Annotated in this window: 10 protein-coding genes; 3 read left to right on the top strand and 7 right to left on the bottom strand. The window is 65.3% G+C overall.

Translation table 11 applies throughout. The features are described 5' to 3' along the window. Positions 1-177: 177 nt before the first annotated feature. The 3 genes from JVX91_RS19600 (at position 178) to JVX91_RS19590 (ending at position 4,212) form a co-directional block, all read left to right on the top strand. Complete coding sequence (locus JVX91_RS19600; protein WP_205335830.1) at positions 178-1,608, top strand: hypothetical protein; 1,431 nt, start codon at positions 178-180, stop codon at positions 1,606-1,608. A 4-nt stretch (positions 1,609-1,612) separates the two neighbouring features. Further along, positions 1,613-3,070, top strand: coding sequence for an acyl-CoA reductase (locus JVX91_RS19595; RefSeq protein ID WP_205335829.1), 1,458 nt, complete (start codon positions 1,613-1,615; stop codon positions 3,068-3,070). Positions 3,071-3,150: 80 nt separating this feature from the next. Next, positions 3,151-4,212 carry an NAD(P)-dependent alcohol dehydrogenase gene (locus tag JVX91_RS19590; protein WP_205335828.1) on the top strand — a complete coding sequence of 354 codons (1,062 nt, stop codon included), beginning with the start codon at positions 3,151-3,153 and terminating at the stop codon, positions 4,210-4,212. Positions 4,213-4,266: 54 nt separating this feature from the next. On the opposite strand, the gene JVX91_RS19585 is transcribed toward JVX91_RS19590, so the two are convergent. From JVX91_RS19585 to JVX91_RS19555, 7 genes are all read right to left on the bottom strand, one after another. Further along, entirely contained in the window at positions 4,267-6,195 is a 1,929-nt protein-coding gene (locus tag JVX91_RS19585) for an alkyl sulfatase dimerization domain-containing protein (protein ID WP_205340050.1), read from the bottom strand. A 74-nt stretch (positions 6,196-6,269) separates the two neighbouring features. Next, positions 6,270-7,445, bottom strand: a complete 1,176-nt coding sequence (locus tag JVX91_RS19580; protein WP_205335827.1) for an acyl-CoA dehydrogenase family protein — start codon at positions 7,443-7,445, stop codon at positions 6,270-6,272. A 15-nt stretch (positions 7,446-7,460) separates the two neighbouring features. Then, positions 7,461-8,675 (bottom strand): acyl-CoA dehydrogenase family protein, encoded by a 1,215-nt coding sequence (locus JVX91_RS19575; RefSeq protein ID WP_205335826.1) that lies wholly within the window; start codon positions 8,673-8,675, stop codon positions 7,461-7,463. Between the two features lie 10 nt (positions 8,676-8,685). Then, on the bottom strand, positions 8,686-9,864 hold the full coding sequence (locus JVX91_RS19570) for a lipid-transfer protein (protein WP_205335825.1): 1,179 nt from the start codon (positions 9,862-9,864) through the stop codon (positions 8,686-8,688). Positions 9,865-10,023: 159 nt separating this feature from the next. Then, positions 10,024-11,721, bottom strand: coding sequence for an AMP-binding protein (locus tag JVX91_RS19565; protein WP_205335824.1), 1,698 nt, complete (start codon positions 11,719-11,721; stop codon positions 10,024-10,026). Between the two features lie 77 nt (positions 11,722-11,798). After that, positions 11,799-12,911: a lipid-transfer protein gene (locus tag JVX91_RS19560; protein ID WP_205335823.1), complete on the bottom strand. Its 1,113-nt coding sequence runs from the start codon at positions 12,909-12,911 to the stop codon at positions 11,799-11,801. An 85-nt stretch (positions 12,912-12,996) separates the two neighbouring features. Then, entirely contained in the window at positions 12,997-14,817 is a 1,821-nt protein-coding gene (locus JVX91_RS19555; RefSeq protein WP_205335822.1) for an SDR family oxidoreductase, read from the bottom strand. Between the last annotated feature and the right edge of the window lie 14 nt (positions 14,818-14,831).

The raw sequence follows: 14,831 nt of genomic DNA, 5'->3' as shown, positions 1-14,831 counted from the left end.
AACCCTTTATAAACAGTGCGTTACGAATTAACTCGCTACAACGAACCCGGAACGTGATGGGCAGTTTTCGTCCCTATACTGGCCCCTCGATACGGCCTCTGCCGGCCCCGGCCGCCGCCTTGTCGAAACGCTCCGGCGCCCCTCGCCGGCCCTGTCATTGGAGTAGCGAGTCAATCGATGACTGCATCGCTGGAACAAAGAACGCAGCTGCTGCTGAACGACCCCGTCGCCCTTGCTGGGCATTCCTGCCAGACCTGGAGCCACTTGCCGCGCGAAGAGGTCGATGCCCTGCAACTCGCAGGACTGAAGCTGCGTTTCGCCCAGTTGCGCGGACGAATTCCGGTGCTGAAGAAACTGGCCGATGGCGAAGGGCTGGAGCGCATCGATACGGTTGAAGATGTGGTGCCGTTGCTCTTCGAGCATACGGTGTTCAAGTCCTACCCGCCGTCGCTGCTGGAGAAGAACAACTTCGCCGCGATCAACAAATGGCTGGCCAAGCTGGTCACGCCCGAAATCGGCGAGGCGATCTGCGCCGTGGACGTCAGTGCCTGCCAGGGACTCGACGACTGGTTTGAGACCATGGATGCGGCACTGCCGCAACTGTGCATCAGCCATACCTCCGGTACCTCGGGCACCCTCTCCTTCCTGCCCAACAGCAACCGCGAATTCGAAAAGGCCTGCGCGGTGCGCAGCATGTTCGCCTGGAACCTGCAGGGCCCCGATTCGCCGCGCCCCGAGATGCACACTGCCTACCCGTACTACCGCAATGGCTACCTGAGTCATCTGCGCGGCAACGTGGCGCTGATGCAGCAGTTGCTGCCGAGCGAGGCGAACTTCCATGCCGCCTATCCCGACACCCTCTCCAGCGACGTGCTGCACCTGGGTGCCAAGGTTCGTGCGGCGCAAGCACGCGGCACCCTCGATCGGCTGGTGATCAACCCGGCCCTGCTGGCCAAGAAGAAGTCCTTCGACGAACAGCAGGCGCAGATGCCCCAGCACCTGGCCACCTTCTTCGACCGCATGGCCAGCGAGCTGCAAGGCAAGCGGGTGTATATCGGCGGCACCTGGAGCCTGCTGCACAACATGGCCAAGGCCGGTCTGGAACGGGGGCTGGAAGGCGTATTCCATTCGGACTCCTACATCGCCACCACCGGTGGCGCCAAGGGCGTGGTGCAGCCTGAAGGCTGGCGTGAGGAGGTGCTGCGGTTCACCGGTGCGCGGCGCATCAACGAGTCCTACGCCATGTCCGAAGTGGTCAGCGGCTCGCACTTGCGCTGCGAGCAGGGCAACTACCACTTCGCCCACACCGTGATCCCCTTCGTGCTCGATCCGCAGACCAGCAAGCCGCTACCGCGTAGCGGGCAGCAGACCGGCCGTGCGGCCTTCTATGACCTGGGCGCCGATGTGCACTGGGGTGGTTTCATCACCGGTGACGAAATCACCGTCGAATGGGACCAGCCCTGCACCTGCGGCCGGCCCAGCCGCTACGTGGTCGGCGCGATCCAGCGCTACAGCGAGAAAAACGGCGGCGACGACAAGATCACCTGCGCCGCGTCGGACAACTCGCACCGCGAGGCCATGGACTTCCTGAATTCCTTTGAGGGCTAAGCCGATGAGCAAACCCATTGCGCCGATGATCATTCGCGGCGAAGTCATTACTGACAACCTGGTCGAAGTCGGTGGCCGTGGCGGCGACCTGAGCTTCCTGACCCCGGACGCACACCAGTACATCGACAGGCTGCCACTGGGCAATCCAGCCAAGCTGGCCGATCTGTACCAGCTCAGCTTCGAGGACATCCTCGACTACGCCGGCGCCCTGGCCGAGCGACTTGACCTGTCGACCAACCCGTTTCTCCAGGAAGCCTGCGAACTTTCCTACCAGACCGCGCCGGTGACCCCGACCATGGTCAAGGCCGCCTACATGAGCCTGCGTCAGTACCTGGACCGCAACTTCATCGTGGAAATGGTCGAAAGCACCGTCGGCATCAAGTACCTCGAAGGCTGGGTCCACCAGCGCCTACTCGATGGCACCGAACTCGAGACCCGTTGCTTCGGCTCCCGCACCCTGCACATCGTCGCCGGCAATGCCGCCCCACTGTCGCTGGTGACCATCCTGCGCAACATGGTGCTGCGCAGCGACGCCATCATCAAGGCACCGTCCAACGACCCGTTCACCGCGCTGGCCATCGCCCGCACCATGGTCGAGATGGCGCCGGAGCACCCGCTCACCAAACACCTGTCGGTCGCCTACTGGAAAGGTGGCGACCAGGCCCTGGAACAACGCCTTTACCAGCCGCAGAACATCGAGAAGATCGTCGCCTGGGGTGGCTTCGCCGCACTCAAGCATGTAACCCGTTACATCCAGCCGGGTCTGGAGCTGATCTCCCTTGATCCGAAGCGCAGCGCGAGTGTAATCGGCGAGGACACCTTCGCCAGCGAAGTGTGCATGCGCGAAGCGGCTCTGCGCCTGGCCACCGATATCGGCGCGCTGAACCAGAAAGGCTGTGTCTGCGCGCGGGTCATCTACGTGCAGAGCGGCACCGACGAATCAGGTCTGGAGCGGCTCAACACCTTCGGCCGCTATGTCTACGATGCGCTGCAGACGCTACCCAATACCCTGAGCACTGCGCCCAAGCGCTACGACCAGGGGCTGAAGGCACACGTCGACGCGCTGCGTCTAGATGACGAATGGTACCGAGTGATCGGCGGCCAGGACGGCGAAGGCGCGATCATCTGCTCGCAGCTGCCCGAGCCCGTGTCCTTTGCCCCCCTGCTCGATGACCGCACCGCCAACCTGGTCCCCGTCGACGAGCTGAACGAGGTGCTGGATGCAGTGGATGCCTACACCCAGACCGTCGGCGTCTATCCCGAAGCGGTCAAGGACGAGCTGAAGAACATCCTGCCGCTGTATGGCGCCCAGCGCATCGTTTCGCTGGGTTATGCGGCGGCGATGAAATGGCAGGCGCCGCAGGATGCCATTGAGCCGATGCGACGCATGGGCAAGTGGATCTCCAACCAGATCGCCTCGCCGGAAACTACCGCCGCGCCCTGGCTGCGCCCTTCCCTTTGACTCTCCCCCCTTGACTCTCACCCTTTGAATCCAGCGTGCCCGGCAAGCCGGGCACACGCATCCCCTGCCCGGAGAAATCCATGAGCCATTGCCTCGCCTACGCCGCCCCCGCTGCCCACGCTCCACTTGCACCAACGCGCCTGCAACGCCGTGACCTGCGCGACGATGACGTGCAGATTGCCATCAGCCATTGCGGGGTCTGCCACTCGGATCTCCACTACCTGCACAACGACTGGAACAGCAGCGTGTTTCCCTGTGTTCCGGGCCACGAGATCATCGGCCGGGTCACCGCCGTGGGCCCGACGGTCAGCCGCTACCAGGTAGGCGACAGCGTGGCGGTCGGCTGTATGGTCGACAGCTGCCAGCACTGCGCGGCCTGCGAGGAAGGCCAGGAGCAGCTCTGCGCGATGATGTTCACCCCGACTTATAACGGCAAGGATCGAATCAGCGGCGACCTGACCTACGGCGGCTACTCGCAATCCATCGTGGTGCGCGAGAAGTTCGTCCTGCGCCTGCCGGAGTCGCTCGACCCCGCCAGGGCCGCGCCGCTGCTATGCGCCGGCATCACCGTCTGGCAGCCACTGCGCAAATATGCCGTGCAAGCTGGCACCCGCCTCGCGGTGGTCGGCCTGGGCGGGCTCGGTCATCTGGCGGTCAAGCTGGCACGGGCGATGGGCGCCGAGGTGACGGTGCTCACCACATCCCCGCACAAGGCCGACGACGCCCGCGCGCTGGGTGCCCAGCACGTGCTGCTGTCGAAGGACGCGGCCGCAGTGAAGGCTGCCTACGCCAGCTTCGACATCATCCTCGACACCATTCCCAGCCGACACGACGTCAATCCCTACCTGATGCTGCTGGCCCGTGGCGGTAAGCTGGTGCTGATCGGCGCGCTGGAGCCGCTGGAGCCGATCCACGGTGCGCTGCTGATGATCAATGACCGGTCCATCGCCGGCTCGCTGATGGGCGGCCTGCCGGCCACTCAGGAGCTGCTGGACTTCTGCGCCGAGCACCAGGTCCTGCCGGAGTGCGAGACCATCGCCATGCAGGATATCAACACGGCTCTGGAGCGCCTGCAGAAGAACGACGTGAAGTACCGCTTCGTCATCGACATGGGCAGCCTGCAAGGCGAAGCGCAGCGCTGATCGGCAGGCATGAAAAAGGCCACCCTGGGGTGGCCTTTGTTTTGCCTGCAACGATCAGGGCGTGGCGATATTGAAGTCCGGCGTGAAGGCATCCAGCATGCTCATCAGCTCGCCCAGCTTGCGCGGGTCCCCCTCCACCTTGGCCAGGCCCTGCTTGAGCGCGGAGGGGAAATCCAGCTCCTTGAGGCTGATGCGGTCCAGCGTAGCCTTGTCGATGCTCAGCGTCGCATCGGGGTGCGCGTGGCTACTGTTCTCGCGATAGGTCAGCACGCCGTTGCGCAGGGTCAGGGCAAAGCTCTGCTGGCGATCGGTGAAGGTCCAGTTCAATTGCATGTCGTGGCCTTGCGCCCGTTCGGCATTCAGGCGCACCGCCATGTAGTCGAAGAACATCGACGGCTCCAGCGCCTTGACCAAATCTGCCGAAGGCTTGCGAAGGCTCGCCTGGCGCACCCCATTGCGCAGCTCGACGGCTGCCGACAGGTACATGTTGCGCCACAACGAACTCTCGGCCTGGTAGCCCAGCTGTTCCAGCGCGTCGGCCTGTGCGTCACGGGCCGCACGATTGTCCGGTTGGGCGAAAACCAGGTGGTTACCCAGCTCTACCGCCCAGCGGTAATCGCCCTTGTCCATCGCAGCGCGCATCAGCTCCAGCACGTGCTCCGCGCCTCCCAGCGCCTCGACATAGCGAGTGCCGGCGTCCTGCGGCGGCAATGGGTCGAGGTTGGCCGGGTTGCCGTCATAGAAACCCATGTAGCGCTGGTACACCGCACGCGAGTTGAAGCTGAGCGAGCCGTAGTAGCCTCGGTTGTACCATTTGCGTTCCAGGTCGCCCGGCAGCTTCTGCATCGCTGCTGCAATCTCTGTCGGGGTCAGGCCCTGGTTGAGCAGGTGCAGGGTGTGGTCGTTGATGTAGGTATACATGTCGCGCTGGTCGGCCAGCAGCGTGCGGATCCGCTCGCCGCCCCAGGTCGGCCAGTTGTGCTGGGCGAACATCACGTCGGCACGGTTGCCATAGCGCACCAGGCTGTCGTCGAGGTAGCGGCCCCAGGCCTTGGCGTCACGTACCAGCGCACCCCGTGGGGTGAGGATGTTGTGCTGGGTGTGGGTGGCATTCTCGGCCATGCACAGCGCGCGCATCTGCGGTAGGTACAGGTTCATCTCCGCCGGCGCTTCGCTGCCGGGGGTCAGCTGAAACTCGATGTCGATGCCATCGACGCGCACCTGCTGATTGGACTTGTCGATCAGCACGGTCGGGGCGATCAGGCCAATGCTGCCGCCGGTTGGGCCGCCCTTGCCGATACCCGTATCCACCTGCCCTTTGTCCCCTCGCGGCACCAGGCCGCCTGACTGGTATTGGGCACGGCGGAACATCGCGGTGCCGGCGAAGACGTTTTCGCTCGCCGCCTCTTCCATGAAGCCGCTGGGCGCGTATACCTGCACCTTGCCGGCGACCACATCGGCCTCGTCGATGACTCCGCGAACGCCACCGAAGTGATCGATATGGCTGTGCGTATAGATCACCGCCGTCACCGGACGCTGCGGGCGATTACGGTAGTACAGGTCAAGGGCGGCACGCGCCGTTTCGCTGGTCATCAGCGGATCGATGATCACCAGGCCCTTGTCGCCCTCGATAATCGTCATGTTCGCCAGGTCCATCCCGCGCACCTGGTAGAGGCGCTCGGCAACCTGGAACAGCCCGGCGTTGCTGTTGAGCTGGGCCATCCGCCAGAGACTCGGGTTCACCGAATCCGGGGCCTGCTCGGCGTTGAGGAAGTCGTACTGGTGGGTATCCCAGACCACCTTGCCGTTGGCGTCCTTGATCTGACCGGAGAATGCAGCGACCAAGCCGCGGCTGGCATCTTCGTAGTCCTGCCGGTCGGTGAACGGCAGCGCCTGCAGCACTGCTGCGTTGCTGGCACGGGTCGCCGCGCTGGCCGGTTTTGCCAGGGCCTGGCCGTTGTCCGCCTCCGCTGCGCTGGCCATACCCGTGCATGCCAGCAGGACGGCGAGCGCCAGGGCATTTCGGCGGCACATGCCCGAGGTAGTGAGGGAAATCATTATTGTTCTCCGTAAGTCATTGAATTCATCGTCGCCGACATGGCAGCGTCCGCGAGGGCCGCCTGCTGCCGCTGGGTGCAGTAAGCTTCATGGCTGTCAGCGCTGCCCAGGAGCAGGTCTGCGACTACCGCGCGCTTGAAGTAGTGGCCAACGCTGCACTCCTCGGTAGTACCGATCCCGCCATGCAACTGGATGGCCTGCCCGCAGACGAACTTAGCCGCGCGGCCGACCTGCGCCTTGATCTGCGAGGTCCGCAGCTGCAGGTCGTGGATCTGCGGGTTGTCGATGGCATCGAGCAGGACGAACAAGGCCGATCGTGCCAGCTCAAGCTGAGCTGCCATGTCGGCCATGCGATGCTGCAGGGATTGGAAGCTGCCGATGGGTACTCCGAACTGCTGGCGCACCTTGAGATAGTCAGCGCTGATCTCGATGACCCGCTCCATGCCGCCCACCAGCTCGGCGCAGAGGCAGGCAGTGGCCTGGGCCACGCCCTGGCGCAGCGCAGCCAGGCCCTCGCCCGGTCGTCCCAGTACGGCGGCTTCGCTGACGTCGACCTGCGACAGTTGCAACTCCACCACCCAGCTGCCGTCGTGCAGCGGTACCGGGATCAGGCCCAGACCTGGGAGGTCAGCCTCCACCAGGAACAGCGTGCAGCCCTCCTCCGCCTGCGCGGAAATGATGAACGCATTGGCCTGCGTGCCGCCCATTACCAGCGTCTTGCGGCCGTTCAGCCGATAGCCGCCAGGATGGCGTTTCGCGCTAGCGCGTTGCCTCTCCACCAGCCCACGGGTCTGCACCTCGGCATAAGCCAGGGCCAGCCGTGCAGAGCCATCGGCCAGGGCCGGCAACCAGCGCTCCTGATGTTCAGGTGCTGCCGCGGCGACCAGGGTCTGCGCGGCCAGCACGGCGCAGCCGGCATAAGGCGCGAGAACCAGTCCGCGACCCAGTTCCTGGGCGATCACCACACTGTCGACTATGTTGCCGCCAAGGCCGCCATGGGCCTCCGGAAGTGCGGCACAGAGCCAGCCCTGTTCGGCAAAGGTAGTCCAGCTGGAATCGCTACCTTCACCCGCCTGCAGGCGGGCGACGCGAGTCTCGAAGCTGTACTCCTTGTCGATGAAGCGGCGCACGCTGTCCTGCAGCATCTGCTGCTCGGAAGAAAGTTCGAAATTCATGGTTGCTGGGCCCGTTCAGAGTTGAAACAGCATCTTGGCGATGATCCCGCGCTGGACCTCGCTGGTGCCGCCGTAGATGGTCGAGGCGCGGCGGAAGAACATTTCCATGGCGATGCCACGGGCCAGCGCTTCCTGCGGCAGTTCCGCGCCGGGGGGGGCCTCGGGCTGATCCTCAGGAGTCGGATAGGCGATGGCGCCGGAGTCACCCAGCGCCTGCACCATGAACTCAGTGATGCGCTGCTGCAGTTCGGTACCACGCACCTTCAGGATCGACCCCAAGGCGTGGGCCGCCGGGCTGTGGTCGCCGGCCTGCTCCATCGCCGCCACGCGCTTGACCAGCATGGCGACCGCATCGACCTCGGCCTCAAAACCTGCGAGTTGCCGGGCGAACCCTGTCTGTTCGCCGAGCCACCCGTCACCTGCCGGCAGGCTGCGCGCCAACTGGCGCAGTTGCATCAGGTAGCGGCGCAGGATCGGCAGGTCGGCGGCGGTGGCGTGTTCGTTGTTGAGCAGGAACTTGGTGATCTTCCAGCCATCGCCTTCGTTGCCGATGCGGTGAGTCACCGGCACACGGACGTTGTCGAAGAAGGTCTCGTTGAGGTGATGGCAGCCGTCGATGCTGTGGATCGGTCGTACGGTGATGCCCGCGGTCTTCATGTCCACCAGCAGGAAGCTGATGCCGGCTTGCTTGCGGGCGCTGGAGTCAGTGCGCACCAGCAGGAAGATCCAGTCGGCCTGGTGGGCATAGCTGGTCCAGATCTTCTGGCCATTGATCACGTAGTGATCGCCATCCAGATCAGCGCGGGTACGCAGCGACGCCAGGTCCGAGCCCGAGCCCGGCTCGGAGAAGCCCTGGCACCACAGGCGCTCGGCCTTGAGGATCAGTGGAATCTGCGCGGCCTTTTGTTCGGCGCTGGCGAAGTGATTGATCACCGGCCCGAGCAACTTGTGCGCGAAGCCGTCGAGGGTTGGTGCACCGGCAGCGACGCATTCCTCGTCGAAAACCAGGCGTTGCAGCACACTCCAACCGGTGCCGCCATGCTCTTTCGGCCAGTACGGCGCGCCCCAGCCGCGCTCATCGAGGATGCGTTGCCAGCGCACCAGGTCGGGCAGCGCGGAACGGATGCTGGAGCTCGGTTTGCCCGCCAATTCAGCCGGCAGGTGCAGGCGCAGGAACTCGCGGATCTCCTGGCGGAACTGGTCCAGGCCGGCGTCGGGAAGAAAATCCATGGCGGCGTCCTCAGTTGCGGTACAGGGTGACGACGCAGGCGCCGCCGATGCCGACGTTATGCTGGAGGGCAACGCGGGCGCCCTCGACCTGGCGCTGCTCGGCATTGCCGCGCAGTTGCTGGGTCAGCTCGTAGCACTGGGCAAGGCCGGTAGCGCCGATCGGATGGCCCTTCGACAGCAGGCCACCGGACGGATTGACCACGTAGCGGCCGCCGTAGGTGTTGTCGCCGTCGTCGATGAACTTCGCTGCGCCACCTTCGGGGCACAGGCCGAGGCCTTCATAGGTGACCAATTCGTTGTGCGCGAAGCAGTCGTGCAACTCGACCACGTCGATGTCTTCCGCGCCGATGCCGGCCGCCTCGTAGACCTGCTTCGAGGCGCTCAGAGCCATGCCGTAGCCGGCGGCATAGCGCAGGTCTTCCTCGAAACTGCGGCCGTCGTCGGTAGTCATCGCCTGGGCGGCGATCCAGACCCGCGCATCCAGACCATGGCGGCGCGCGTAGTCCTCGCTGCAGAGCACCGCGGCGGCGGCCCCGCAAGTCGGCGGGCAGGCCATCAGGCGGGTCATCACGCCCGGCCAGAGCAGTTGGTCGTTGAGCACGTCCTCGGGGCTGACTTCCTTGCGGAACACCGCCAGCGGGTTGCGCGCGGCATGCCGGCTGGCCTTGGCGCGAATCTTCGCGAAACTTTGCAGCGGCGTGCCGAAGCGCTGCATGTGAGCCAGCCCCGCACCGCCGAAGATGCGCAACGCGGTGGGCAACTCGGCGACGTCCAGAAGCGCGTCGCAGCGTTCGATGAAGGGGTCGGCGGCGTTCGGCCGGTCGCTGTAGTGACTGCTCAGCGCGCCTGGATTCATCTGTTCGAAGCCCAGCACCAGGGCCACGTCGATGGCGCCGCTCTGAATCGCCTGGCGAGCCAGGAACAATGCGGTCGAGCCACTGGAGCAGTTGTTGTTGACGTTGAACAGTGCGATGCCACTCAGGCCGACGTGGTACAGCGCGCGCTGACCGCAGCAGGAGTCGCCGTAGATGTAGCCGGCATAGGCCTGCTGGATGGCACTGTACTTCACCCCCGCGTCTTCCAGCGCCAGGCGCGCGGCCTGGGCGCCCATCAGGTCGTAGCTCAGGCTCGCCCCCGGCTTGGTGAAGGGGATCATGCCGACTCCGGCGACCACGACTTTGTTCGTCATTTCCATTCCTCCCATGGTGGCCCGGTTTCACCGTGCCTTGCTTGTACCGGCATGGTAGGGAGGATCACGGAAGGCGCTGAGCCCCCCGTGTCAGGGGGAGTGGCGAGGGGCTCGCCGGCCCCGCAAGGGCCGGCAAGGGCCGGCAAGAGGGGGCTGGAGTTACTCGACGATTACCGCGCGACGGCTCGCACACCAGGCGTCCAGGCGCGCCTGGTAATGCTCTTCGATGAGGTTGCGGCGGATCTTGAGGGTCGGCGTCAGCAGGCCGTTGTCGACGTTCCAGGGTTCGCTTACCAGAACCAGGCAGGCCAGCCGCTCATGCGCTTCCAGCTGCTGGTTGGTCGATTCCAGGAAGGCTTCCAGCTCGGCTTCCAGAGTCGCCCGCCGTTCCGGGGCGGCCAGCGCGTTACGCGTGTCCGGCGAGACATTGATCAGCGCCACCGGTTGCGCCAGACCAACGCCGGTAACACAGGCACCCTCCACATGCTCGTTGTTGCCCAGGCGTGCCTCGATCGGAACAGGCGCCACGTACTTACCCTTGGCGGTCTTGAACAGTTCCTTCACCCGCCCGGTGATGCGCAGGCGTCCCGCTTCGTCCAGTTCGCCACGGTCACCGGTGCGGAAGAAACCGTCCTCGGTGTAGCTGTCGCGGGTCAGCTCCGGCTCCTTGTAGTAGCCGAGCATCTGTCCTGGACTCTTCACCAGGATCTCGTTGTTCTCGGCGATCCTGCACTGCACGTCGCGCACACTCGAACCAACGTAGCCGACACGTACCTCGCCAGGCTGGTTGAAGTGGGAGCAACCGAAGTTCTCCGACATGCCGTAGCCCTCCAGCAGCTCCAGGCCGAGCTGGCGATACCACTCCAGCACTGCGACTGGCAGCGGCGCCGAGCCGGACAGCGCGGTATGCACCTGGTCCAGTCCGAGCGCGCCGAGGATCTGCTGACGCATCGCCTCGCTGCGTTGCGGATCGGCGAAGGCAGCCTGCTGCACTGACTGTGGAATGCGCTCGCTGATACCGTGGTAGAACTTGCCCCACAGCCGCGGCACCGACATGAAGATGGTCGGCCGCGCCCGGCGCAGGTCGTCGGCGAAGGTCTCCAGTCCTTCGTTGAAGAACACTTGGCAGCCATTGAGCAACGACAGCGCTTCGACCACCGCGCGCTCGGCGGTGTGCGCCAGAGGCAGGTAGGACAGCAGCCGGTCGGTCGGCGCCACGCCAGCTCCGCCTGCATACATGCCAACAGTCGATTCGCAGCTGGAACACATGCTGTCGAAGGTGTGCATCACCCCCTTGGGTCGACCGGTGCTGCCAGAGGTGTAGATGATGGTGGCCAGGTCAGCACGACGGGTTTGCGCCACCGTCTGCAACGGCTCCCAGGTATCCATCAGGGACTGCCAGGATTGCCCTTCGCCAATTGCCAGCAATGGCAATTCGATCACCGGCAGGCTCGCCGGCACGCTGTCGCGCAGTTTCTCCCAGCCCGCGGCGCCGCCGTCCAGGTGGCCGAGGAACAACAGGCGCACTTCGGCGTGCTCCAGTACATATGCCACGGTATCGCGGTTGGCTGAGGGGTACAGCGGAACGCTGACGTGCCCGGCCATCCAGATCGCCAGGTCGGCGATGATCCAGTGCGCGCTGTTCTTGCCGAGGATAGCGATGCTGGAGCGCGCGGGCAGATCCAGCGATTGCAGGTACGCGGCCATGCGCCGGGCCTGTTCGCCTACCGCGTGCCAACTGTAGCTTTCATTGTGTCCCTGGCCTTGCGGTTGGTGCAGGTAGGGGGCGTCAGGCATAAGGCGTTCCCAGTGCAGGAAGCGCTGTAGCAATGTCGGTTTTTCTTGTTGATCGTTCATTGCGGGGTCCTACGGACTTGAGGGCGCAGGCGCGCCCTTCGGATTATTGTTCTTGACGGTCCTTCCCGATAGCGCGCTCAGTCGCGAGCATAGAGGGTCACCACAGCGTCGCCCTGCACGCCCTGGCTGTGCTGCAGCGCGTAGCGCGCGCCCGGCACCTGGCGGGTATCGGCGGCACCGCGCAGTTGGCGGACCAGCTCGACGCATTGTGCCAGCCCGCTGGCGCCCAGGGCATGCCCCCGGCCCAGCAAGCCGCCGGACGGATTCACCACGAGATTGCCGCCATAGGTGTTGTCGCCATCCTCGATGAGCTTCTCCGCGTCACCTTCGCGGCAGAAACCCAGGGCCTCATACAGCAGAAGCTCGGCGCTGCCGGTGGCGTCCTGAAGTTCGCACAGGTCGATTTCCTCCGGCCCCAGGCCGGCGCGCTCATAGACCAGGCGGGCGGCGGTCGCGGCGATGTCATAGCCTGCCGCACGGATTGCCGTCTCCCCACAGGCCCCTGCCGTCAGTTCGCCGCACTGCGCCTGGGCGATAATCCGCACCGCGCGCTTGTTGCCGCGCTTGCGGGCGAATGCGTCGGAGCACAGCACCACCGCGGCGGCGCCCTCGGCGGGAGTGCAGCACTGCGAGGCGCTGAGCGGGCCGAAAGTCTGCGGTTCGAGCAGGACTTGCTCCAGGCTGAGGGGGGCGCGCAGCAGCGCGTCGGGATTGCGAGCGGCGTGCTCACGGGCCTTCACCGCCAGCATCGCCAGACTTTCGCGGCGCGCAGCGTAGCGCGCCAGGTACTCTTCGGCAGCAGCGCCATGCAGCGCATTGCCCAGGGCGACTTCAGCGCTGGCGGCATGGGCCATGGCCGGCTCCACGCCGAGTACCAGCACGCATTCGGCCGCACCTGTCTCCACCGCCTGGCGCGCCAGCAACAATGCGCTGGCCCCCCCGGCGCCGTCGCTTTGCAGGTTGAACACGGGGATGCCGGTCAGCCCCAGCGATCGCCAGGCTTCCTGCCCGGCATGGGGCGCCGCGCCGGCGGCAGCGCAGTAAAGCGCGCCGACCAGGGCGAAATCGATCCCCGCGTCCGCCAGGGCCAGGCGCACGACCGCAACGGCCGAGTCCGCGCCGGCCCCACTGGCGCCCGCCAGGCGGAACGGGGTCAAGCCAACGCCAATCACATTGACGCGACGATTCATCTGTTGGTCTCTCCTGAGACGGGAACCGCCGCCAGAGCGGCGGTCCGAAGCCGATGGAGGGCACCGCAGTGCCCCCCATCGCCGGTTACGCCGGCACCTGCTCGAACAGTTCGACAGCGGCGTTCTTCAGCACCACCACGTCACGTTCCACGGCGCGCATCTCGACAATGATCCGCGTCGGCGACTCGCGCCACATGCGGGTTTCCAGGGTGTCGCCAGGCATGACGATGGCCGCGAAGCGCGCACGCACGCTCTTGAACAGGCGCGAGTCGTTGTCGCAGAACGCCTTGATCACGTGGCGGCCGAGATAGCCGAAGGTGCACAGGCCGTGCAGGAACGGCTTCTCGTAGCCCGCCTTGGCGGCGTAATCCGGATCGACGTGCATCGGGTTCCAGTCACCACACAGGCGGTACAGCAAAGCCTGGTTCACCTCGGTCTTGTCGGACAGCACGATGTCGGGCTCACGGGCCGGCGGTACGTTGACCTCTTCGTTGGCGACCTTCGCCAACCCGGCGCCCGGTACGCCCGGATAGAAGCCAGTGACCTCGTTGTAGAACAGCGGCGTGCCGTGCTCGTCGGTGGTCTCGATGGCCAGAACGGTGACGGTGCTCTTGCCTTTATCGATCGAGGTCTTCAGGCGCATGGTGTGCTTGAGCTTGGCGGCCGGCGGCAGCGGGCGGTACATGACGGTGTACTGCTCGCCGTGCAGCCCCTTGCCGAACGGCACGTTGAGACCCTCCAGTTGCGGCTCGCCGGACTTGGCGGCGCGCAGGAACACCTCAGTGGCCGGCAGCACGGCCATGGTCGGCAGGACGCGGAACTCGTCGCCGACGAATTCGTTGACGTAGCGCAGTTCAGCGCGATCCAGCGGGTCCTTGGCGGCGCCCACGGCCAGCGCGTAGAGCGCGGCGTCGTTCTGGTCGTACTCGGTTTCCAAGTAGGAAACGGCCTTGCCGGCCACTTCCATGTCGATGAATTGGTTGCCGCCCTTGGTGGCCGCCGTGTCCATGCGCTCGAAGAGTTCCTTGAAGCTTTCCGCGCCGTTCGCCGGGTGCACAGCGTGCTCGTCGAAGCGACCGATGCGCTCCCAGTTGTCACGTACCAGCTCCGGGCTGAGACCGTCGGTGTGCAGGAAGCGGCCTTGCGAACGTTCCCAGCGGTACTTGGCGTGGAAGCCGCCACCCACTTCGATCAGTTCGCCACTGTCCTGGCAATCCTCGTGGCACAGCCAACCCACCAGCGGCGCAACGTCCTCCACGCGCAGCTTGGCCTGCATCTCCTCGGTGAAGATGCCACTGGCGATGACCATGCGCGAGGCGGCGATCGGGGCGATGGTGTTGACGCGGATGTTCTTACTCGCGCCTTCGATGGCCAGAGAGTTGGCGAAGCCGATCAGCCCCGCCTTGGCGGTGGAGTAGTTGCACTGGCCGAAGTTGCCGAAGATCCCTGCACCCGAGGAGGTCATGACGATACGGCCGTAGCCTTTCTCGCGCATGATCGGCCACACAGCGTGGGTCAGTAGGAAGGCGCCCTTGACGTGCACGGCCTGGATCAGGTCCCACTGCTCCTCGGTCATCTTGTGGAACGAGGTGTCGCGCAGCACGCCGGCGTTATTGATCAGGATATCGACGGTGCCGAACGCCTTCAGAGCGGTGGCGACGATCTTGTCGCCCTCGGTCACCGAGTGATAGTCGGCCACGGCCTCGCCGCCCAGGGCGCGGATTTCCTCCACTACCGCGTCAGCTGCGGCGGAAGAGCTGCCCAGGCCTTCGGTGGTGACGCCCAGATCGTTGACCACGACCTTGGCGCCGCGGGAGCCCAGCAGCAGCGCATGGGCACGGCCGAGGCCATTGCCGGCGCCGGTGACGATGGCGACTTTGCCGTCGAAACGCAGTTCTTGTGACACGTTCGTTCTCCTTG

The organism is Pseudomonas sp. PDNC002 (genome assembly GCF_016919445.1).
Classification (GTDB): Bacteria; Pseudomonadota; Gammaproteobacteria; order Pseudomonadales; family Pseudomonadaceae; genus Pseudomonas.
This window is presented reverse-complemented; position numbering and strand designations above follow the sequence as displayed.

Coding starts and splice junctions, on each gene's coding strand:
- JVX91_RS19580 (WP_205335827.1), bottom strand. CDS start 7,445: ATGAATTTCGAACTTTCTTCCGAGCAGCAGATGCTGCAGGACAGCGTG.
- JVX91_RS19570 (WP_205335825.1), bottom strand. CDS start 9,864: ATGACGAACAAAGTCGTGGTCGCCGGAGTCGGCATGATCCCCTTCACC.
- JVX91_RS19590 (WP_205335828.1), top strand. CDS start 3,151: ATGAGCCATTGCCTCGCCTACGCCGCCCCCGCTGCCCACGCTCCACTT.
- JVX91_RS19600 (WP_205335830.1), top strand. CDS start 178: ATGACTGCATCGCTGGAACAAAGAACGCAGCTGCTGCTGAACGACCCC.
- JVX91_RS19565 (WP_205335824.1), bottom strand. CDS start 11,721: ATGAACGATCAACAAGAAAAACCGACATTGCTACAGCGCTTCCTGCAC.
- JVX91_RS19595 (WP_205335829.1), top strand. CDS start 1,613: ATGAGCAAACCCATTGCGCCGATGATCATTCGCGGCGAAGTCATTACT.
- JVX91_RS19585 (WP_205340050.1), bottom strand. CDS start 6,195: ATGGCCAGCGCAGCGGAGGCGGACAACGGCCAGGCCCTGGCAAAACCG.
- JVX91_RS19575 (WP_205335826.1), bottom strand. CDS start 8,675: ATGGATTTTCTTCCCGACGCCGGCCTGGACCAGTTCCGCCAGGAGATC.
- JVX91_RS19560 (WP_205335823.1), bottom strand. CDS start 12,911: ATGAATCGTCGCGTCAATGTGATTGGCGTTGGCTTGACCCCGTTCCGC.